General features: G+C 40.5%; 15 protein-coding genes and 1 pseudogene. 12 read left to right on the plus strand and 4 right to left on the minus strand.

Annotated elements, in window-relative coordinates; genetic code table 11:
• The first annotated feature begins 146 nt into the window (after window positions 1-146).
• The 3 genes from JWQ54_RS28690 to JWQ54_RS28700 all read left to right on the plus strand — a co-directional run bounded on the left by JWQ54_RS28690 (window position 147) and on the right by JWQ54_RS28700 (window position 7,112).
• A complete protein-coding gene (locus JWQ54_RS28690) occupies window positions 147-698 on the plus strand; it encodes a NifU family protein (RefSeq protein ID WP_299591488.1) in 552 nt (183 codons plus the stop codon).
• A gap of 366 nt (window positions 699-1,064) precedes the next feature.
• On the plus strand, window positions 1,065-6,668 hold the full coding sequence (locus JWQ54_RS28695) for an MG2 domain-containing protein (protein ID WP_299591490.1): 5,604 nt from the start codon (window positions 1,065-1,067) through the stop codon (window positions 6,666-6,668).
• Between the two features lie 69 nt (window positions 6,669-6,737).
• Window positions 6,738-7,112, plus strand: coding sequence for a four helix bundle protein (locus JWQ54_RS28700; RefSeq protein ID WP_299591492.1), 375 nt, complete (start codon window positions 6,738-6,740; stop codon window positions 7,110-7,112).
• A gap of 53 nt (window positions 7,113-7,165) precedes the next feature.
• On the opposite strand, the gene JWQ54_RS28705 is transcribed toward JWQ54_RS28700, so the two are convergent.
• Entirely contained in the window at window positions 7,166-7,888 is a 723-nt protein-coding gene (locus JWQ54_RS28705) for a glycosyltransferase family 2 protein (protein ID WP_299591494.1), read from the minus strand.
• Between the two features lie 86 nt (window positions 7,889-7,974).
• Between JWQ54_RS28705 and pbpC the strand changes: the two genes are divergently transcribed.
• The 4 genes and pseudogenes from pbpC to JWQ54_RS28725 all read left to right on the plus strand — a co-directional run.
• The gene (pbpC, locus tag JWQ54_RS28710; protein WP_299591496.1) at window positions 7,975-10,290 is read left to right on the plus strand and encodes a penicillin-binding protein 1C; all 2,316 of its coding nucleotides are present in this window, start codon (window positions 7,975-7,977) and stop codon (window positions 10,288-10,290) included.
• A gap of 135 nt (window positions 10,291-10,425) precedes the next feature.
• On the plus strand, window positions 10,426-11,136 hold the full coding sequence (locus JWQ54_RS28715; RefSeq protein WP_299591498.1) for a 3'-5' exonuclease: 711 nt from the start codon (window positions 10,426-10,428) through the stop codon (window positions 11,134-11,136).
• Window positions 11,136-12,842, plus strand: coding sequence for an ABC transporter ATP-binding protein (locus JWQ54_RS28720; RefSeq protein WP_299591500.1), 1,707 nt, complete (start codon window positions 11,136-11,138; stop codon window positions 12,840-12,842). Before JWQ54_RS28715 ends, JWQ54_RS28720 begins: the two co-directional genes overlap by 1 nt.
• A 180-nt stretch (window positions 12,843-13,022) precedes the next feature.
• A pseudogene (locus JWQ54_RS28725) lies at window positions 13,023-13,349 on the plus strand (four helix bundle protein); the annotation flags it as partial.
• 45 nt (window positions 13,350-13,394) lie between these two features.
• Here the strand turns inward: JWQ54_RS28725 and JWQ54_RS28730 are convergent.
• Complete coding sequence (locus tag JWQ54_RS28730) at window positions 13,395-13,553, minus strand: hypothetical protein (protein WP_299591502.1); 159 nt, start codon at window positions 13,551-13,553, stop codon at window positions 13,395-13,397.
• Window positions 13,554-13,564: 11 nt separating this feature from the next.
• Here JWQ54_RS28730 and rnr point away from each other — a divergent pair, with 11 nt between their 5' ends.
• The 5 genes from rnr (at window position 13,565) to JWQ54_RS28755 (ending at window position 19,654) form a co-directional block, all read left to right on the plus strand.
• The gene (gene rnr, locus JWQ54_RS28735) at window positions 13,565-15,700 is read left to right on the plus strand and encodes a ribonuclease R (RefSeq protein WP_299591504.1); all 2,136 of its coding nucleotides are present in this window, start codon (window positions 13,565-13,567) and stop codon (window positions 15,698-15,700) included.
• Window positions 15,701-15,826: 126 nt separating this feature from the next.
• Complete coding sequence (locus JWQ54_RS28740; protein ID WP_299591506.1) at window positions 15,827-16,801, plus strand: polyprenyl synthetase family protein; 975 nt, start codon at window positions 15,827-15,829, stop codon at window positions 16,799-16,801.
• 13 nt (window positions 16,802-16,814) lie between these two features.
• The gene (locus JWQ54_RS28745) at window positions 16,815-17,183 is read left to right on the plus strand and encodes an energy transducer TonB (RefSeq protein ID WP_299591508.1); all 369 of its coding nucleotides are present in this window, start codon (window positions 16,815-16,817) and stop codon (window positions 17,181-17,183) included.
• 14 nt (window positions 17,184-17,197) lie between these two features.
• Window positions 17,198-18,787, plus strand: a complete 1,590-nt coding sequence (locus JWQ54_RS28750) for a M1 family metallopeptidase (protein ID WP_299591510.1) — start codon at window positions 17,198-17,200, stop codon at window positions 18,785-18,787.
• A gap of 123 nt (window positions 18,788-18,910) precedes the next feature.
• Window positions 18,911-19,654 (plus strand): hypothetical protein, encoded by a 744-nt coding sequence (locus JWQ54_RS28755; RefSeq protein ID WP_299591512.1) that lies wholly within the window; start codon window positions 18,911-18,913, stop codon window positions 19,652-19,654.
• A gap of 178 nt (window positions 19,655-19,832) precedes the next feature.
• On the opposite strand, the gene rpmA is transcribed toward JWQ54_RS28755, so the two are convergent.
• A complete protein-coding gene (rpmA, locus tag JWQ54_RS28760) occupies window positions 19,833-20,288 on the minus strand; it encodes a 50S ribosomal protein L27 (RefSeq protein WP_299591514.1) in 456 nt (151 codons plus the stop codon).
• Window positions 20,289-20,335: 47 nt separating this feature from the next.
• A partial coding sequence (gene rplU, locus JWQ54_RS28765; protein WP_299591518.1) for a 50S ribosomal protein L21 occupies window positions 20,336-20,513 on the minus strand: 178 nt, incomplete at its 5' end.

The raw sequence follows: 20,513 nt of genomic DNA on the forward strand, positions 1-20,513 counted from the left end.
TGAAAGCATAAAGCTTTTTTCGCTTTATGCTTTTTGCTTTCGGCTTTCCGCTCAATCAGTCACAATCCGGTCATAACAATAAAATAAGCATATTTAAATCAAAAACCTGCTTAAATTTGTTAACATAAGACTAATTAAAAAATAAGATGAACATTAACGTATATACAGAATCGACCCCTAACCCGGCAACAACAAAGTTCATTGTGAACAAGTTGCTTATAAATGGGAGCGTTGACTTTGCTACAAAAGAAAGTGCCGAAAAATCACCATTTGCCAAAGAGCTTTTTAAGTTTTCATTTGTGAACGGTGTTTTCTTTGCCAGCAATTTTGTCACCGTAACCAAGTTTGAGGATGACAACTGGGAAGATATATTACCAATACTAAAGGAATTTGTAAAGGGTGCTGTAGAGTCTGAGTTAAAAGTTCAGGAAGAGGAACAAGCCGAAGCAGGCGATTTTGAAGGTTCAGAAACTGAAGTTAAGATCCAGCAGATACTGCATGATTATGTACGCCCGGCTGTTGAGCAGGATGGTGGTGCAATTACTTATAAATCGTTTGATGAAGGTGTGGTAACAGTAGAGTTGCGTGGGTCATGCAGTGGTTGCCCTTCATCTACCGTAACACTTAAAGCGGGTATTGAAAACTTACTGAAACGTATGGTGCCTGAGGTTACAGAGGTTGTATCAGAAGCTTTATAAGGATTACACTGATTTTTGGATTGATTACACCGATTTTAAAAAACAACCGGTGTAATCACATTATAAATAACTAGTAAAATCAATTTTTAGCTTTAATTTACTGTTGATTTCAACAGCTATTTTAACTGCATCCTGATCAATGCAAATACTTTTATTTTTTCCAGGAGTTTCCCCAATTTCTGTGTGCCTAATGTAGAACCTACGAAAATTTCATATTCTGTAACTGATGAAATCTGAAATTTATCTCGCTTTCTTATTAATGAATTAGCCTGGAATTATCTAAATCAGCGATCAAAAAATCTTTTTTAATCAACCCTTTTTATTGTCATTAATTTTATAATTTACATGATAATAAATAACCTATCCATGGATACTTTCTACAGCCTTTTCCGTAGCCGGAAAGGATTAATCGGCCTCGGTATTTTTCTTATACTGGCAATTCTGGTCGTTTTTATAGTTTTCCGCCAGCGCCAAAAAACTAGCGTCGATCCTGAATTCAGCAAATACATTGAATCATACACCACAGGGATAATATCCAAAAGGAGCACCATTAAAATAAGGCTGGCCAGCGAGGTACAGGTAAGCCATGAGCAGAATGCGCAATTGAGTGATAATATCTTTAGCTTCTCTCCATCCATTAAGGGTAAAGCATACTGGATAGATGCCCGCACCATTGAGTTTAGACCAGAAGGAAAACTTGATCCCGATAAAAATTACACGGGCGATTTTAAATTAAAAAAAATAATTGATGTACCTGGAAAATTTAAAGATTTTAAATTCAATTTCCAAACCATAAAACCCGACTACACAGTAACCTTTATCGGTTTACAAACAGCTACAAATACTTCTCTCGACAAAATGAAGCTTGGTGGTATCGTCCAGACTGCTGATAATGAAGACCCTGCTGAAATAGAAAAGATAATCAGTACAAATTTTGTAAATCCTGTTAGCATAACCTGGCAGCATAATTCCATTACTAAAACCCATCATTTTATAGTAACCCAATTAAACCGCGGCAACGGAATAATAAACAAGCTCACCGTTAATTGGGATGGCAGTAGCTTAAATATCGATAAAAAAGGCAACCAGGGTTTTGACATTCCTGCTATTGGTGATTTTAGGGTGCTTGATATCAAAGCGATGCAGGACAACGATCAATACGTGTTGGTTCAGTTCTCAGATAACATAATGATCGGACAGGAATTAAATGGATTGATAGGCCTTGGCAATGTAGCCGATGCTGCATACACCATAGAAGGCAGTACTGTAAAAGTTTATGGGCCTGAGCGCCTGCAAGGAAATTACAGCGTATTTGTAAACGAGGGCGTTGAAAATATATCGCGCAAAAAGATCACAAAAGCATTTACTGCCAACGTGTTTTTTGAAAATCGCTTGCCTACAGTAACTATTCCGGGTAAAGGCGTTATTTTGCCTGATTCTGGTAAGCTGATGATGCCCTTTGAAGCCACAAATCTGAATGCGGTAGACGTAAGCATTATAAAGATCTACGAGAACAATGTACCCCAATATTTCCAGAACAACGGCTTTAACGGCGGCGAAGAGTTGCGGCATGTTGGAAAGCCGGTAGTTCAAAAAATCATCAGGCTTGATGCGGACAAAAGTCTTAATCTAAGCAAAAAGAACCGCTTTATGCTGGATATTGACCAGCTTTTACGTACCGAACCCGGCGCTATTTACCGGGTAATAATCGGGTTCAGAAAGGATTATTCCATATACAATTGTAAAGCCGGTTCTCCGGTGTTAAAAACAGAGGGTGATGATGAATATGGTTATGAAGGGAGCGGAAGTTTTGGTAGTAATTCAGGCACAATAAGCGATGAAGATGATAATTTTTGGTCGAAATATGATAATTATTATCCTGATGGCTATAACTGGAAGGACCGCGATGATCCCTGTACCAATTCATACTTCTCCAAAGAGCGCTGGGCTGTTAGGAATATCATCGCATCAAACATTGGCTTAATAGCCAAACGCGGCAGCGATAACGGCATGCTGGTGGCAGTAACCAATATACTAAGCGCCAAACCAATGAGCGGCGTTGAGTTGGAATTGCTGGATTACCAAAAACAGGTAATATTTAAAATCAAAACAGATGGCGATGGCCTGGCCAAATTCGATATGAAGCGCAAGCCTTACTTGCTGGTTGCTAAAAACGGCAAAGAACGCGGCTATTTAAAGCTGGATGATGGCAGCTCGTTACCCCTTTCCCGCTTTAATGTTGGAGGCGAGCAGATCCAAAGCGGACTAAAGGGATTTATTTATGGCGAACGCGGGGTATGGCGCCCCGGCGACTCGATATTTATGTCGTTTATACTGGAAGATAAGCTAAAAACCTTACCGGCAGATCTTCCCGTTCAGTTTGAATTGTATGATGTTAACGGAAAATTGTACCGGCGGATCACCCAAACCAAATCATTGGATGGCTTTTATAGTTTTCATACAGCTACAGAAACCTCATCTCCGACAGGCAATTGGTCGGCTAAGGTAAAAGTTGGTGGTGCTGTATTTGAAAAGAGCGTTAAGATTGAAACCATAATGCCTAACCGCTTGAAGATCGGTTTATCATTTGGCGGTGCAAAAGAATTAACAAAGGGTGGTGATGTGATCGGTAACTTAACTGCACAATGGCTGTTTGGCGGCACGGCGCAAAGCTTAAAGGCTAAAGTTGATGCCTTTTTATCCCCCAAAACAACATCTTTTAAAAATTACGAAGATTATGTTTTTGATGATCCTACCCTTGCCTTTACCACGCAAACCCAAACCATATTTGATAGCAGGCTTGATGAAAGTGGGAAAGCATCAGTAAACACCAACATTAACATTGAAAAACAAGCTCCCGGTCAGCTAACCGCAAACTTTTTAGTTAAGGTATTTGAACCGGGCGGAAATTTTAGCATTCAGTCATTAAGCATGCCATACAATGTTTACCCGGGTTATGTGGGGATCAAAACAGAAAAGGGCAGCGATCTTTCTGGCATGCTGGTGACTGACAAAGACCATGATATTGACATTGCCGATGTGGATGTAAATGGCAAGCCTTTTGAAGGCACACGTAATGTTGAGCTGGAGCTTTACAAGATTCAATGGCGCTGGTGGTGGGATGAAACGGGCAATGAAATGAGCAATTTCACCCAGGATAAATATAACAAGCTGATAAAAACAGCAACGGTAAAGGTGGTGAACGGGCACGGCAAATGGAACCTGCATATTAACCAGGCTGATTGGGGACGGTACCTTATAAGGGTTAAAGACGAGGAAACCGGGCACTCAACCGGTAAAATATTGTATGTTGATTGGTCAAATTGGTCGGAAAGGTTACAGCAAACCAACCCTACCGAAGCTGCTATGCTATCATTTACAGCTGATAAAACCAATTATAAAGTTGGTGAGAATGCTACGCTTACTATTCCTACAATGAGCGATGGCCGGGCATTGATCAGCTTTGAAACCGGCAGCAAGGTTTTAAAAACTGCATGGATAGACACCAAAAAAGGGCAAACCCGCTATACTTTTAAAATTGATGAAAATATGGCGCCCAATATTTTCGTGAACGTTACATTGTTGCAGCGCCATTCGCAAACAGTTAATGACTTGCCGATCAGGATGTATGGCACTATTCCGCTCTCCGTTGACAACCCCGAAACTATTTTAAAGCCGGTTATCAGCATGCCTGACAAGATCAGGCCGGAAACGAAGTCGTCAATTACCGTATCAGAAGCATCGGGCAAGGAAATGACCTACACGGTTGCTATAGTTGACGAAGGTTTGCTGGATATCACCAATTATAAAACCCCTGATCCGCATGAAACATTTTATGCGCGTGAAGCCCTGGGTGTAAAAACATGGGACTTGTTTGATTACATAATTGGCGCTTACGGAGGCGGATTGGAGCGGATTTTAAGCATTGGCGGTGATGGAACAGCAGGCACCAACCGCAACGTTTCTGTAAACCGCTTTAAACCGGTTGTGAAGTTTTTAGGACCGTTCCATTTAGATGCAGGCGATAAGCAAACACATACCTTTACCTTACCACAGTATATCGGCTCGGTAAAAGCAATGGTTATTGCCGGGCACAATGGTAGTTACGGCCGTGCAGAGAAAGTGGTAGCGGTTAAGAAGCCTTTAATGATCCTGGCTACACTGCCAAGGGTTTTAGGCCCGTCAGAAAAGATCCAGTTGCCGGTAACTGTTTTCGCTATGGAAAACAGAATCAAAACGGTAAGTATACAGGTACAGTCTAACGCATTCAGTAACCTGGGCGGCAATAATCAAAAGACGATCACCTTTGCAAAAACAGGCGATCAACTGGTAACATTTGATCTTAGCGTTAAAGATTTTGTTGGCGTTGGTAAAGTAAGGATAATAGCAAAAAGTGGCGGTGAAACAGCTGCTTATGATGTGGAACTGAATGTACGCAATCCAAATCCGCCTGTTACCAGGCTCCAGGAGAAAGAGCTTAAACCCGGTGAAGTCTGGAGCGCTGCATATTCAGCAATTGGCATAAATGGCACCAATAAGGCTATGTTAGAAGTTGCTTCCATCCCACCCTTAAACCTTACCAAACGATTGAGTTATTTGATAGAATATCCTTATGGCTGTGTTGAGCAAACCACATCATCGGCGTTCCCCCAATTGTTCCTTAACCAGTTGCTTGACCTTACAGCAAGGCAAAAGGCAGAAACCGAACGTAATATAAAAGCGACTATAAACCGGTTAAATGGTTTCCAGGTAAACGGTGGCGGCTTAAGCTATTGGCCGGGTGTTGGCGAGGCCGACGAATGGGGCACCAGTTATGCCGGGCATTTTATGCTGGTGGCACAAGCAAAAGGCTATAGTCTTCCGCTTGGTTTTATAGATCAGTGGAAAAAATATCAAAAACAAAAGGCCCTAACCTGGGCGCCTGATCCAAGGAGCTTTTATGGCGCGGATCTCGTCCAGGCTTACCGTTTGTATTTGTTAGCCCTTGGACGGTCGCCAGAGCTCGGCGCGATGAACCGGCTTAGAGAATTTAAATATTTGAGTATTGAAGCAAAATGGCGGTTGGCAGCAGCTTATAAACTAGCTGGTCAGCCAGAAATTGGCTTGCAAATGATTGCGGGCTTACCGTTAACTGTTAAGCCTTACAATTCCATGTATGGCACTTATGGTTCCGATCTGCGCGATGAGGCTATGATATTGGAGACACTCACCTTGCTTGGGCAGCAGCAAAAAGCTTCCGGTCTGTTGCAAACAGTGGCTACACAACTTTCAGAAGACCGCTGGTATAGCACGCAAACCACGGCTTATTCATTGATTGCTATTGCTCAATATTGCGGCGAACACAAATCTTCAGCAAAGTTATCTTTTAGTTACCAGGCGGGCAATTCAAAATTAACCGTTAGCTCACAGTCATATTTATGGCAGCTTCCTATTGATGCCAGGGGCGGTAATGTATCATTAAAAAACAGCGGCAACAATAAACTGTACATCAGGCTGATCCAGCAGGGGCAGCCATCATCCGGAGAAGATGTACAAACGCGGATTAATGAAGATATTTTACAAATGCGTATTGCCTACACCACCCTTGGCGGCAAACAATTAGATCCTGCCAGTCTGAAACAGGGAACCGATTTTGTAGCACAGGTAACTATAAAGAATCCAGGTAAACGTGGTCGGTATGATAATTTGGCACTTACACAGATCTTCCCATCAGGATGGGAGATCCTGAACACCCGGATGATGAACGGCGCAGAAGCATTTCCGTCCTCCCCGTCAGATTACCGGGATATAAGGGATGACCGTGTGAATACTTATTTCAGTTTGATGGAAGGCAAAGAAGTGACTTATTATGTGATGCTAAACGCAGCCTATGCCGGTAAATATTATTTACCCGCAACCTATTGCGAGGCGATGTATAATAATTCGATTACTGCCTTGATAAAGGGGCAATGGGTGGTGGTGGTTAAGTAAGTTGGATTGGGGTGATTAAGTTAGATTGAGTTGATTAGGTTATAAAATTTTAGGAAGGTTACTTAGAGAATGGCTTCATTTACAGAGTTGGAAACATGGAAACAAGCAAGAAAGATAAGAAATATTGTATCTGCTTTGGTGAAAAAATTCCCATCGGAGGAAAAATTTAGGCTCACTGATCAAATAATAAGATGTTCAAGATCAATAGGAAATAATATTGCTGAGGGACATGGACGCTTTCATTACCAGGACAATATCCGGTTTTGCATTATAGCAAGAGGTTCATTATCTGAAACACTTGATCATATGATAGTTGCATTGGATGAGGAATTAATAACAGAGGAATTCCTAAAGTCATTTCAGGCAGAATATGACCAATGCTCCAAACTATTAAATGGGTATATTCAATTTATTAAAAGAAAAAAGAATAATGAGATGGATTAACTTTCTAAACCTTAACTAAATCAACTTAATCTAACTCCATCCAACTTAATCAACTATATCTTAAACAACCCATACTTCAAAATACAGTATATCGCCCTTACTCCATCCTTCCAGCCAATTTTTTTACCGTCCTCGTAAGTGCGGCCATAGTAAGAGATCCCAACTTCGTAGATCCTGATTTTAGCTACGCGGGCAATCTTTTGGGTAACCTCCGGCTCAAAACCAAAACGTTGCTCCGTTAGTTTGATGGATTGGATTATTTTGGTATCAAACAATTTATAACAGGTTTCCATGTCGGTAAGGTTAAGGTTACTGAACATGTTTGATGCAAATGTTAACAAGCGGTTACCAATGGTGTGCCAGAAAAATAAGATCCTGTGCGGATTGCTTCCCATGAACCTGGATCCGTAAACTACATCGGCAAATCCGGCACAAACTGGTTTTAACAGATCATTGTATTCTTCAGGGTCATATTCAAGGTCGGCATCCTGGATAATGAGGTATTCACCTGTTGCTTTTGAGATTCCTGTGTGCAAGGCAGAACCCTTACCTTTGTTATGTTCGTGCTTAAAATAACTTATAGATAATTCCGGATTATTTTGCTGATAGCTTTGGACCGCCTGTTCTGTATGATCAGAAGAGAAATCATTTATAATGATCACTTCTTTTCGAATATTATCAATCAGGTTAACAGCTTTAATTTTATCTAAAATTAAATGGATCGTATTACCTTCGTTGTATGCAGGGATAATAATTGATAATTTCTCTATCTTCATTCCAATAAATGCGACTGGGTTTAAATCGAATTAAAACTTATCTTAAAAAACCAAAAGTAATAATAATACTTTCGTTTTTATTGGCCATGTTCCTGCTATTCTGGTTTTGCTTACCAAAGCCATTATTCAATAGTCCAACCTCCTATGTTATTGACGATACTGACGGGCAACTGCTCGGTGCTGCCATTGCTACCGACGGGCAGTGGCGGTTCCCGCCCAATGCCGATGTACCAGAGAAATTTAAAGAATGCATCATAGCTTTTGAAGATAAGCGCTTTATGCGCCATCCGGGTTTTGACATTTTAGCATTAGGCAGGGCGATCAAACAAAATTTTCATTCAAAAAGGGTAAAAAGTGGTGGCAGTACCATAACCATGCAGGTAGTCCGGCTGGCAACTAAACATAAACGCAATATCTGGAATAAGCTGATCGAGATGTTTATGGCGATGAGACTGGAAGCAGGCTATAGCAAAAACGAGATCCTGTCTCTTTATACAAGCAATGCCCCGTTTGGCAGTAATGTTATAGGGCTTGATGCTGCATCCTGGCGTTATTTTGGCCGCAGTCCGGATAAACTATCCTGGGGTGAAATGGCAGCGATGGCGGTACTGCCAAACTCGCCCTCGCTCGTACATCCTGGAAAAAACCGGGCTATCCTGTTAAAAAAGCGTAACCTGCTTTTGGATAAGCTTTATCACCAGGGAATAATTGATTCTACTACAGCAGCTCTTGCCAAATTTGAGCCCGTACCCGACAGGCCTATGCCTTTACCGCAACTTGCCCCTCACCTGCTGCAACGTTTTAAATCAGATTATCAGACTATCGGGCATGGTGAAACAAGATTGAGAACCAGTATTCGTTCAGCATTACAACAACAGGTAAATGAGATCTTAGAACGGCATCACCAAGTTTTAAAAGCTAATGATATAAATAATATTGCTGCAGTTGTGCTGGATGTGGAAACAGGTGCAACATTGGCCTACGCCGGCAATATTGCCCACCCGGAAGATCCGGAAATGGAGAGTGATGTAGACGTAGTAAATGCTCCCCGAAGCCCGGGAAGTACATTAAAGCCCATGCTGTATGCCTCAATGCTGCATGATGGTTTGCTGCTGCCAAATAGCTTAATGCCTGATATCCCTACACAAATTGCTGGTTATCACCCGGAGAATTTTGATTTGGGGTATGATGGCGCTGTGCCTGCATCAAGGGCATTGTCACGTTCATTAAATGTGCCGGCGGTAAAAATGCTGCAGCAATTTAAGTATGAACGCTTTTACGATGTGCTGCAAAAAATGGGGATCACCACATTAAAAAAGCCGGCAGATCATTATGGGCTGTCGCTTATTTTGGGTGGAGGCGAAAACACCTTGTGGGAACTAAGTGGCGTATATGCTGATATGGCGCGCATACTAAATCATTATAGCAAATATAATGGCAGGTATGATCCGACGGATTATCATAACCCGGTTTACAGCGTCTCATCAGAAAAAAAGAATCCTGACTTTGAAAAGTCAGGCTTGCTGGATGCGGGTTCAATTTATTATACTTTTCAGGCTATGGAAGAAGTTATGCGCCCAGGCGAAGAAATGTTGTGGCAGCAATTTAGCTCAAGCCAGCGGGTTGCCTGGAAAACAGGCACCAGCTTTGGTTTTAGGGATGGATGGGCAATTGGCATTACACCAAAATATGTAGTTGGCGTATGGGTTGGTAACACTGATGGCGAAGGAAGACCCAATTTAACAGGGATCAGCACTGCTGCCCCAGCCCTTTTTGAGATCTTCCGGCTACTGCCCGTTACCCGCGACTGGTTTGAGATGCCGGTTGGCGAGATGGTAAAAATAAAAGTATGTCATCAAAGCGGTTACCGCGCCGGGGAATATTGCAATGATACAGATGATATGTGGGTACCTAAAAGTGGGTTAAAAGCACTTGTTTGCCCTTATCATCAATTGGTACACTTAAGTGCTGATGAAAAATGGCAGGTAACCGGCAACTGTGCCCCGCCAAACCAAATCGTTAATAAAAACTGGCTTGTGCTGCCTCCGTCAATGGAATATTATTATAAGACCAAAAACTACCAATACAGAGTTTTACCACCTTTCAGACCGGATTGTGTACAGGCCGAAAATGCTGCACCAATGGAAGTTATCTACCCAAAAGACGGTGCAAAAATATATGTGCCATTGGAAGCGGATGGCAGTCGCGGCAGGGTGATCTTTAATGCTGCCCACAGGCAGGCAGGTGTTAAGATCTTCTGGCACCTGGATGATAAATATGTAGGTGAAACTAAGGATTTTCACCAGATGGCTTTAAATCCTTCACCAGGCAAACATCAGCTTACCCTTGTGGATGGAAATGGCAATACAGTTCACATAGGGTTTGAGGTACTTCAGAAATAGTTGACAGTGAGCAGCAGGCCATTTGTAGGAGGTGTTATTCTGCGTAGTTCACTATATTTTGACAAAAAACTGCAAACCGCCAACTAAAAACTGCAAACTGATTCCTTATATTGCTCAAAAAATAAATACTGCCCAATGCTTGAACAATACGACCTTCATAACCTGATGGTTATTGATATTGAAACCGTTCCTCAATACAAGAGCTTTGATGAGGTGCCGGAGCATTTTCAAAAGCTATGGGATTTAAAAACGGTGCATCAGCGAAAGGAAGAAACTGCAGAGGATTTTTATGAACGGGCCGGAATTTGGGCTGAGTTTGGGAAGATTATTTGTATTTCAGTCGGGATCTTTATTAATGGCCGCAACGTTGGATTAAGGGTAAAATCGTTTGCGTCGCATGATGAGAAAGAGATATTGGAAGAGTTTTCGGCGCTGTTGCTTAGTCAGCCTGCGAGCTTGATCCTTTGCGCCCATAATGGTAAGGAATTTGATTTTCCTTATATCTGCCGCCGCATGCTGGTAAATGGTATTAAGATCCCATCACAATTAGAACTATCGGGCAAAAAACCATGGGAGATAAATCACCTGGATACTATGGAGCTGTGGAAGTTTGGCGATTATAAAAACTATACCTCGTTAAGTTTACTTACCGCAATTTTTAATATTCCCACCCCAAAAGACGATATTGATGGCAGCATGGTGGGCAAAGTTTACTGGATTGATAATGAGCTGGAAAGAATTTGCATCTATTGCCAAAAGGATGTGGTCGCAACCGCCCAATTATTAAGGCGCTATCGTGGAGAAGAGCTGATTACAGATGAGTGTATAACCATAGTTGGGGTATAATGCTGCAGGTAAATAATCTGAACATTAAATTCAAAGCACAAAATGGTCTTTTCGAGGCGGTTAAGGACATTTCTTTCAATCTAAAAAAAGGTGAAACTATTGGCATAGTCGGCGAATCGGGCTCCGGAAAATCGGTTACTTCACTTGCGCTGATGCGATTGCTGGATAAAAACCAGGCTTTAATAAGTGGTCGTATTTTATTGAATAGCATTAGTTTATGCGAACTGCCTGAAAGTGAAATGCGTAAGGTAAGAGGAGATCAAATGGCTATGATCTTCCAGGAACCGATGACCTCGCTAAATCCGGTTTTAACCTGTGGCTACCAGATAACCGAAGCCATACAATTACATCTCAATACAACAAAAGCCGAAGCCAAAGAAAAAACGATAGCATTATTTAAAGAGGTGCAGTTACCCCGGCCTGAAGCTATTTTTGACAGCTATCCTCACCAAATTTCGGGCGGGCAAAAGCAGCGGGTAATGATAGCGATGGCGTTATCCTGCAACCCGGAGATCCTGATTGCCGATGAGCCAACTACCGCCCTTGATGTAACCGTACAAAAAGCTATAATCGAGCTATTGCTAAAGCTAAAAGCCGAACGCAATATGAGCCTGATCTTTATATCGCATGACCTTGGAGTGATCAGCGAAATTGCCGACCGTGTGCTTGTAATGTATAAAGGCGAAGTAGTTGAAGAATCTCTTGTAAAACAATTGTTCACACATCCAAAACACCCCTATACAAAAGGATTATTAGCCTGCCGCCCATCCCCTGATCTGCATTTAAAAAAATTGCCCATTATTGCCGACTTTTTAGATACCGATGCAAAAAAAACGGTAAGTATTGAAAAAATAAGAGAAGAATATACTTATCCAACTGATGAAATTAAAGCGAGAAAAAGTAAACTATACAGCCAAGAGCCTTTGTTAAAAATAAGCAACCTTAATACCTGGTTCCCGGTGAATAATGGTTTTTTTAACCGGGAAAAGGAATTTGTAAAAGCCGTTAAGCAGGTAAGCTTCGATGTATATCCCGGCGAGACGCTTGGTCTGGTTGGCGAATCAGGTTGTGGTAAAACTACTTTAGGTCGAAGCATTTTGCGTTTGATTGAACCTACATCCGGCAGCATCCACTTTGAAAACATTGATTTGCGTAGCCTTAAAAAAGATGATTTACGTGAGATCCGCAGGGATATACAAATTATCTTCCAGGACCCATATTCATCACTTAACCCTCGTTTAACTGTTGGTGATTCATTAATGGAGCCTTTACAGGTACATCAATTTTATACAAATGATAGTAAGCGAAAAAAGAAGGTTTTGGAATTACTTGAGCGGGTAAACCTTTCACCAGAGCATTTTAACCGTTATCCACATGAGTTTTCAGGCGGTCAGCGACAACGTATTGTTATAGCGCGTGCATTGGCCTTACAACCTAAGTTTATTATTTGTGATGAATCCGTTTCGGCACTGGATGTCTCCGTACAGGCCCAGGTACTTAACCTGATCCGCGAATTACAGCAGGAATTTAATTTGACCTATATTTTTATCTCACATGACCTTGCTGTGATTAAACACATCTCAGACCGCATGATGGTTATGAACAAAGGAGAAATTGTTGAAATGGGCGACCCGGATGAGATCTATTATCATCCGAAAGAGGAATATACGAAAAAATTGATCAGTTCTATTCCGGGAATATTGTAATGCGGAAGTGGGAATGTCGATTGCGGAAGTTTTAATTGAAAAACTTTTTAATGTGAAATTAGAATATTAAATGTGTTAAGTTATTAAGAGATTTCATAATTTGGGATTAATTAACCCACATAAAACATTTCATATGCAACCTTTAAACGACCTTAAATTTAGAACAAAACATTCGCTCTTAATATTATTAAATTAGTTAAGGCAATGCCTGAAGACAGAATTGGAAGAGTACTAGGCAATCAAATTTTACGTTCTGGTACTTCTGTGGCTGCTAATTATAGATCTGCATGCAAAGCCCGTTCAAAGGCCGATTTTATTTCAAAAATTACAATTGTAGAAGAAGAAGCAGACGAAACAACACTCTGGTTAGAGTTGATTATGGAATCAGAAACTTTAATTAATGATTTCACCAAATTCCTGCATAAAGAATCGAACGAATTAACAGCAATTTTTACAAGCTCTGGCAAAACAGCCAAGGAAAATAATTTAAATAGCAAGAAAAAATAAAGGAGATTAAATGCAGAAATCAGAATGTGGATTGCGAAATGAAAATTAGACGTTCAAACTCCACATTTTAAATACCTCTGCAATCGGCATTCCGAGCTGCAAGCTCTTTAAAAAAACTTCCGCAATTGGCATTCCGATTTCCGCATTCAAAACTTCCGCAATCGACATTCCGCCTTCCGCATTGAAAACATCGTATCTTTGCACAAATAATACATATGTCTAAAAAGAAAAACAGTTCATCTATAGTAAAAGTACTTACTCAAATGGTACTTGATATATTTGAACAAAACGGTAATACACCGTTAAATTACAAACAAGTTTCTGCTAAATTAAACGTTCGCGACCCGGATTCCCGGGATATAATTTTTGAGATCCTTAGGGATGAAACAAAAACAGGCGCCTTAAAAGAAGTAGCTCCGGGTAAGTTTCAATTACTGGAACTTAAAACATTTATTGAAGGAAAGGTTGATCTTACTAATGATGGCTCAGCTTTTATAATTACCGACGATGAATTTGAAAGCGACATTTTTGTTGCTCCCCGCAAACTTAGAAATGCCTTAAATGGCGACCGCGTTAAGGTTTACGTATATGCGAAAAGCAAAGGCAAACATAAAGAAGGCGAAGTAATTGAGATCCTGCAGCGCGCCAAAATGGAGTTTACAGGGATAGTAAAATTATCCGAGCGCTTTGCCTTTTTTATTCCGGATGACCGCAAAATGATGCATGATATTTTTATCCCGATGAGCGAGCTCAACGGTGCTAAAAATGGAATAAAAGCGGTTGCCGAGATTACCGACTGGCCTGCTGAAGCCAAAAACCCGATAGGCAGGATAAAGCACATTTTAGGCAGGCAGGGCGAGAATGATACGGAAATGAACGCCATATTAGCGGAATATGGCTTCCCGTTATCTTTCCAAAAAGAAGTTGAGCATGAGTCGGAAGAAATATCTGATGTAATTACAAATGAAGAAATTGCCAAAAGGCGCGATTTTAGAAATGTTACCACTTTCACTATCGACCCGTTTGATGCCAAGGACTTTGATGATGCGCTGTCATTCAGAATATTAGATAATGGCAACTATGAGGTTGGTGTGCATATCGCTGATGTATCGCACTATATTTTCCCGGATTCCGCACTGGATAAAGAAGCACTTGATCGCGGCACATCTGTTTACCTGGTTGACCGGGTAATACCAATGTTGCCCGAACGTTTATCAAACGGATTATGTTCATTACGGCCAAAAGAAGATAAGCTTTGTTTTGCAGCAGTTTTTGAGCTGGATGAAAATGCATATATCATAAACGAATGGTTCGGTAAAACAGTGATCCACTCCGACAGGCGCTTTGCTTATGAAGAGGTGCAGGAAGTAATAGAAAACGAGGTTGGCGATTTTGATAAGGAGATCCTGATGCTGAATGCATTAGCCTACAAACTTCGTGAACGCAAGTTTAAAAACGGTGCTATCAGCTTTGAAACTACCGAAGTAAAATTTAAGCTTGATGAACACGGTAAACCAACAGGCGTATATGTAAAAGAACGCAAGGATGCCCATAAACTGATTGAAGATTTTATGCTGCTGGCCAATCGCAAGGTTGCCGAATACGTAAGCAAAATGGGCAAAGGCAAGCACAAATATACTTTTGTTTACCGTGTGCATGATACACCCAAGCCCGAGGCCCTGGCTAATTTTGCCCAGTTTGCTGCAAGGTTTGGCTATAAGATCAACACAAAATCTGATAAAGAAACTGCAAAATCCCTTAACTTTTTAATGGAGGATGTAGAAGGCAAGAAAGAACAGAACGTGCTTACCCAGCTTGCTATCCGCTCAATGGCTAAAGCTATTTATACCACTAAAAGTTCCAGCCATTACGGGCTGGCATTTGATCATTACACCCACTTCACCTCTCCTATCCGGCGTTACCCGGATGTGATGGTGCACAGGTTGTTATTTCATTACTTAAACGGTGGGCAGTCTGCCAACGAAGAGCATTATGAAAAACTGTGTCAGCATAGCTCGCAAATGGAGAAAAAGGCAGCCGATGCTGAACGCGCATCGGTAAAATATAAACAGGCGGAGTATTTACGCGACCAGGTTGGAAATGTATTCAGTGGCGTTATATCCGGCGTTACTGAATGGGGTATGTATGTAGAGATCATCGAAAATAAATGTGAAGGTATGATCCGCCTGCGCGATATTTCAGATGACTTTTATACTTTAGACGAAAAAAACTATGCCATCATCGGTCAGCGTAAAAAGAAAGTTTACCAGCTGGGTGATGAAGTTAAAATAAGAGTAAAAAATGTTGATCTGACTAAAAAACAAATCGACTTTACATTGGTACAGGAGTAATTAGGGGTTGAATAAGTTAGATTAGGTTGATTGAGTTGGATAAGTTAAATTTCTCTAACCGTTCACTTAATCGATCAAAATTAAATCGGTGAAATCATCCTTACATCGGTGAAATCCAAAAAATAAATGAAGAAACTTGAAGATTTGCAGGAGATAATAAGTGAGGCTGTTAACAAGCTTAGCTTTCCCTTGTATCCTGCGGCGTTATATGACCCCATAAGCTATATTCTTTCGCTGGGTGGCAAAAGGATGCGCCCCGCCCTGCTTTTAATGGCCTGCGACTTGTTTGGCGGTGATGTGGATGCGGCTATCTCTCCTGCCCTTGCCATTGAGGTATTCCATAATTTCACTTTAATGCATGATGACATTATGGATAATGCGCCTTTACGCCGGGGCAGTACTACTGTGCACGAGCGCTGGAATAAAAATGCAGCTATCCTATCTGGTGATGTTATGCTTGTTGAGGGTTATAAATTAATGATGCAGGTTGAAGACCGTTTACTGCGTCCTATACTCAATATTTTTAATACCACAGCTGTTGGTGTATGCGAGGGCCAGCAACTGGATATGGAGTTTGAAATGCTGAGCCATGTAAATATTGATGAGTATATGAACATGATCCGCCTGAAAACAGCAGTTGTACTGGGAGGCGCTTTAAAAATAGGCGCATTAATAGGCGGTGCCGATGTTAAGGACGCAGAATTGCTGAGCAGCTTCGGCGAGCATTTGGGACTGGCATTTCAACTGCAGGATGATATCCTTGATATATACGGCGACCCTGAAAAGTTTGGCAAGCAGGTTGGTGGGGATATTATCTCCAACAAAAAAACATTCCTTTTAATAAAAGCATTGGAGTTGGCGGATAAGCAACAAACTGTTGAATTAAATAATTGGATTACTTCAAAACAGTTTGATAACAGCGAAAAGATTGAGGCCGTTACCTCTATCTATAATTCTTTGAATATCAGGCAATACGCCGAAGAAGCTATGCAAACCTATGCCGATAAGGCTTTTGATGCACTTGATGCCATTAATTTACCCGAAGAGCACAAACAATACCTGCGCGATTTTGCGGATGGGTTGTTGGTACGGGAGAATTAATTATATTTAATGCGTGAAAAGATTACTGATAACCATTATTGCTGTTTTATTATTTTCTTTTATTGAAAAAGCCTATTCACAAGTTCTAACTCCACCCGAATTTCCGGGAGGCAAGGAGGCATTCAGCGCATTTTTGCACAAAAATTTAAAATGGCCAACAGCTGATGGCGGTGAATCGCAAGGTATAGTTATTATAAGTTTTTTTGTAGAAAAAGATGGTCGTTTATCAGAAATAAAGGTTGCCAAAAGTATGAGTGCAGCTTTTGATGAAGAAGCATTAAGGGTTATAAACCTTTCACCGAAATGGATCCCAGCTATGAAAAACAATAAGTTTATCAAATCAAAATATACCGTTCCAATCAAATTTTATACTGCTGGATAATTATCACCAAACAAATGCGTAAACTATTCACAATCATTTTTCTAATACTTGCAGGCAAAAATTTCGCCCAGGAACTTACCTCAGGCGGCAAATTAAAGCCAGAGCAGGCCATTATGGATGTAAGACATTACACCATCAGTTTAAATGTAGATTTCAAGCAAAAAACAATCGATGGCTCTGCAACCATTGATGTTATAATGGCGCAGCCAACACATGTATTACTATTCGATCTGCTTGATTCATTAAATGTCAGCCAGGTTTTGGTGAATAATAAAAAACAACCATTTGAATATAAAAATAACTTAATCAGGATCAACCTTGCTAATGAGCTGCCTGCCGGTAAAGCCAGCGTAAAAGTGATCTACGGTGGTAAGCCCCATGTAGCCCGCAGACCACCTTGGGATGATGGGTTCATCTGGTCAAGGGACTCAACCGGGCACCAATGGATGGCCATTACAGCCGAGGGAACAGGTGGTAAGCTGTATTTTCCATGCAAGGATCATCCTTCTGATGAACCGAATGAGGGTGTAGACCTGATAATTACTGTACCAAAAGATCTGGTAGTTGCAGGTCCGGGCTTGCTACAAAAAGTAACTAAACACGGCGAAACCGCAACCTTCCACTGGAAAACTAATTATTCCATTAATAATTACAGCATCCTGTTTAATGTCGGTGATTTTGCAGTTGTAAGTCGTAAATACACTACTATTGACGGGCATGTTACACCCCTGCAGTTTTATGTATTAAAAGAGCATCTTTCAAAAGCAGAGCATCACCTGGATATATTTGAAAAAACCATCCACGAACAGGAAAAATATTTTGGCGAATACCCCTGGGCAAAAGAAAAAATTGCCATCTGCGAAACACCTCACCTGGGTATGGAGCACCAAACCATGAATGCTTATGGCAATAAGTTCCATTACACAAAGGTTGGCGGCACTGATTATGATGGACTGATGCACCACGAGTTTGGACACGAGTGGTGGGGCAACAAAGTAACTGCAAAAGACTGGGCAGATTATTGGATCCATGAAGGGATCTGCACCTACGGCGATGCTTTATACGTAAGAGAATTTGAAGGTAAAGAGGCCTATATCAAATTCTTCCAGCGATCTGCGCCTACCTTTGGAAATAAGATCCCAATTGTAATAGGGAAAGATATTGATGAAGAAGCAGCCTACAACGGTGATATCTACGGTAAAGGGGCTTTCTTCATGCATACTATTTGTTATATAATGGATGATAGTACATTTTTCCCTGCGCTTAAAAAGTTTGTCACATCCCCAAAATACACTTACAGCAACCTGGTAAATACTGATGATGTAGAGCAATTTTTCAGCAAGGAATCAGGAAAAGATTTAAAACCTTTGTTCGATCTTTATTTGCGTTCAGTTAAGAAGCTTGAGGTGCATATTAAACAGCAACCGAGAGATAAGTATTTAATTCAGCTTGACAACATTTCTATTCCATTACCCATTGATGTTACAACTGATGCCGGTACAAAACGAATGATAGTAGATAGTAAAGGGATCAGGGTTGATAGTAAGACAATGCCTGTTATTGATGCGGATACTTATTATTTGAAAAAGGTGATTATAGAATGATAAGATTGATTATGGCGCAAGGTTCTATGATCCGGTAATTGGTTGATTTAATATGATCGATCCGATGGCTGACAATTCGAGAAGATTTAGTTCTTGCACTTATTATATCAGCAAAAATAATATATGAAAAAGATCAGCATTCACTTTTTATTATTTCTTTCATCTTTGTTGATTTTAACTAAAGCGTATCCACAAACTAATGATAAAAATTATCATATAAAAGATCCAGTAGGTCAATACAAATCTAATGAGGGGCTGGAGTTTGTTATTGGAAAAGACAGCTCTTTCTGTATGTTGAAAGGGCACAATAAAGCCTTTGATGCGGCCATCTCTGGTTGTGACACAATTTCAAAAGGGACTTGGCATTTTTTTTCGAAATCGGCACTAAAGTTATCTAATGATAAAGCTTTTCAGAACGTTAGATTTAACATATCGGAGGAAAATAGATTATCCGGAGACAGCATTTATCTAAAGATAGACTTACCTAAAGATGATGCTTTTTTTGATGGGAGATTTAAATATCAAATTACAGTAATGGGTAAAATAGATTTCTTGGAATCAACAGCCCATATTATAGTTCTTCCCAAGAAAAAGATATTTGAAAACGGTAATCTGTATTATCATTTGGGTCTAACAATTCAGGATCTTTCTCCACTTAATTGTAAATTGAATGGAAGATGTTATCAGCGAATTTATTTCAACATCTTTGATGACTATAAATTAGATACAAAGTCAAACTATTTTACGATAAAACTCACTGACTTTAACGATTGTTATGTTGAACGTGCGGATGTCGATAACCAATTAGTATTTACTACTAAAAATAAGGTGTATTGGCAAGATGTTGACTTTGTAAGAGTAAAATAGAGACTGGGCTTGCGATTGCGAGATCTGGCCCAATCTGGCGAGGAGCAGCATAGGACAAAGAGATGGAGCGCTTGTGTGCCGAAGGAAGCTTAAAATAAATATTGGTAAAACTACAGCAAAAAAAAAAGCCCGGACTTAAAATAAATCCGGGCTTTTCAATATGATTAGCTTATGCTGATTACTCAGCTGCTTTTTCTTCCGTATCAGCTGCTTTCTTTTTAGGAGCAGCTGCTTTCTTTGCTTTTGGAGCTGCTTCTTCAGCAACAGGAGTTTCTTCAACTGCTGGTGCAGCTTCTGCTACAGGCACTTTTGCTTCAACTACTTTTTTCTCAGCTTTTACAATTGGTTTTGGTGCTGCAACTTCAGCAACAGGCTCAAGCTCAAAAGGTAACACAGAAACGTATGAACGGTTGTCTGCTTTCTTTTTGAATGTTACAATACCTTCAGCCAATGCAAATAAGGTATGATCTCTGCCGATACCTACATTAAGGCCCGGATTGTGTTTGGTGCCACGCTGACGAACAATGATGTTACCTGCAATTGCCGGCTGACCACCAAATATCTTGATACCTAAACGTTTGCTATGTGACTCGCGGCCGTTTCTGGAACTACCGGCCCCTTTTTTGTGTGCCATTTCTTAATATCTTTATGGAGCTATAACGGCCCCCGATTAAACTTTAATTATAATGTTATACCAGTGATCTCTATCTTGGTAAATTGCTGACGGTGACCGTTCTTTTTCTTGTAACCTTTTCTTCTTTTCTTTTTGAAGATAATTACTTTATCACCTTTTAAATGAGACAGGATCGTAGCAGATACCTTAGCGCTTTTCAAATCAGTTCCTAATTTGAATTTACCT

Source organism: Mucilaginibacter sp. (assembly GCF_028288225.1).
Lineage (GTDB): Bacteria > Bacteroidota > Bacteroidia > Sphingobacteriales > Sphingobacteriaceae > Mucilaginibacter.

What these genes read in the sequence shown, in the direction of transcription:
- JWQ54_RS28690 (WP_299591488.1), top strand. Translation starts at nt 147, where the DNA reads ATGAACATTAACGTATATACAGAATCGACCCCTAACCCGGCAACAACA.
- JWQ54_RS28695 (WP_299591490.1), top strand. Translation starts at nt 1,065, where the DNA reads ATGGATACTTTCTACAGCCTTTTCCGTAGCCGGAAAGGATTAATCGGC.
- rpmA (WP_299591514.1), bottom strand. Translation starts at nt 20,288, where the DNA reads ATGGCACACAAAAAAGGGGCCGGTAGTTCCAGAAACGGCCGCGAGTCA.
- JWQ54_RS28715 (WP_299591498.1), top strand. Translation starts at nt 10,426, where the DNA reads ATGCTTGAACAATACGACCTTCATAACCTGATGGTTATTGATATTGAA.
- JWQ54_RS28755 (WP_299591512.1), top strand. Translation starts at nt 18,911, where the DNA reads ATGAAAAAGATCAGCATTCACTTTTTATTATTTCTTTCATCTTTGTTG.
- pbpC (WP_299591496.1), top strand. Translation starts at nt 7,975, where the DNA reads ATGTTCCTGCTATTCTGGTTTTGCTTACCAAAGCCATTATTCAATAGT.
- JWQ54_RS28750 (WP_299591510.1), top strand. Translation starts at nt 17,198, where the DNA reads ATGCGTAAACTATTCACAATCATTTTTCTAATACTTGCAGGCAAAAAT.
- JWQ54_RS28700 (WP_299591492.1), top strand. Translation starts at nt 6,738, where the DNA reads ATGGCTTCATTTACAGAGTTGGAAACATGGAAACAAGCAAGAAAGATA.
- JWQ54_RS28705 (WP_299591494.1), bottom strand. Translation starts at nt 7,888, where the DNA reads ATGAAGATAGAGAAATTATCAATTATTATCCCTGCATACAACGAAGGT.
- rnr (WP_299591504.1), top strand. Translation starts at nt 13,565, where the DNA reads ATGTCTAAAAAGAAAAACAGTTCATCTATAGTAAAAGTACTTACTCAA.
- JWQ54_RS28720 (WP_299591500.1), top strand. Translation starts at nt 11,136, where the DNA reads ATGCTGCAGGTAAATAATCTGAACATTAAATTCAAAGCACAAAATGGT.
- JWQ54_RS28740 (WP_299591506.1), top strand. Translation starts at nt 15,827, where the DNA reads ATGAAGAAACTTGAAGATTTGCAGGAGATAATAAGTGAGGCTGTTAAC.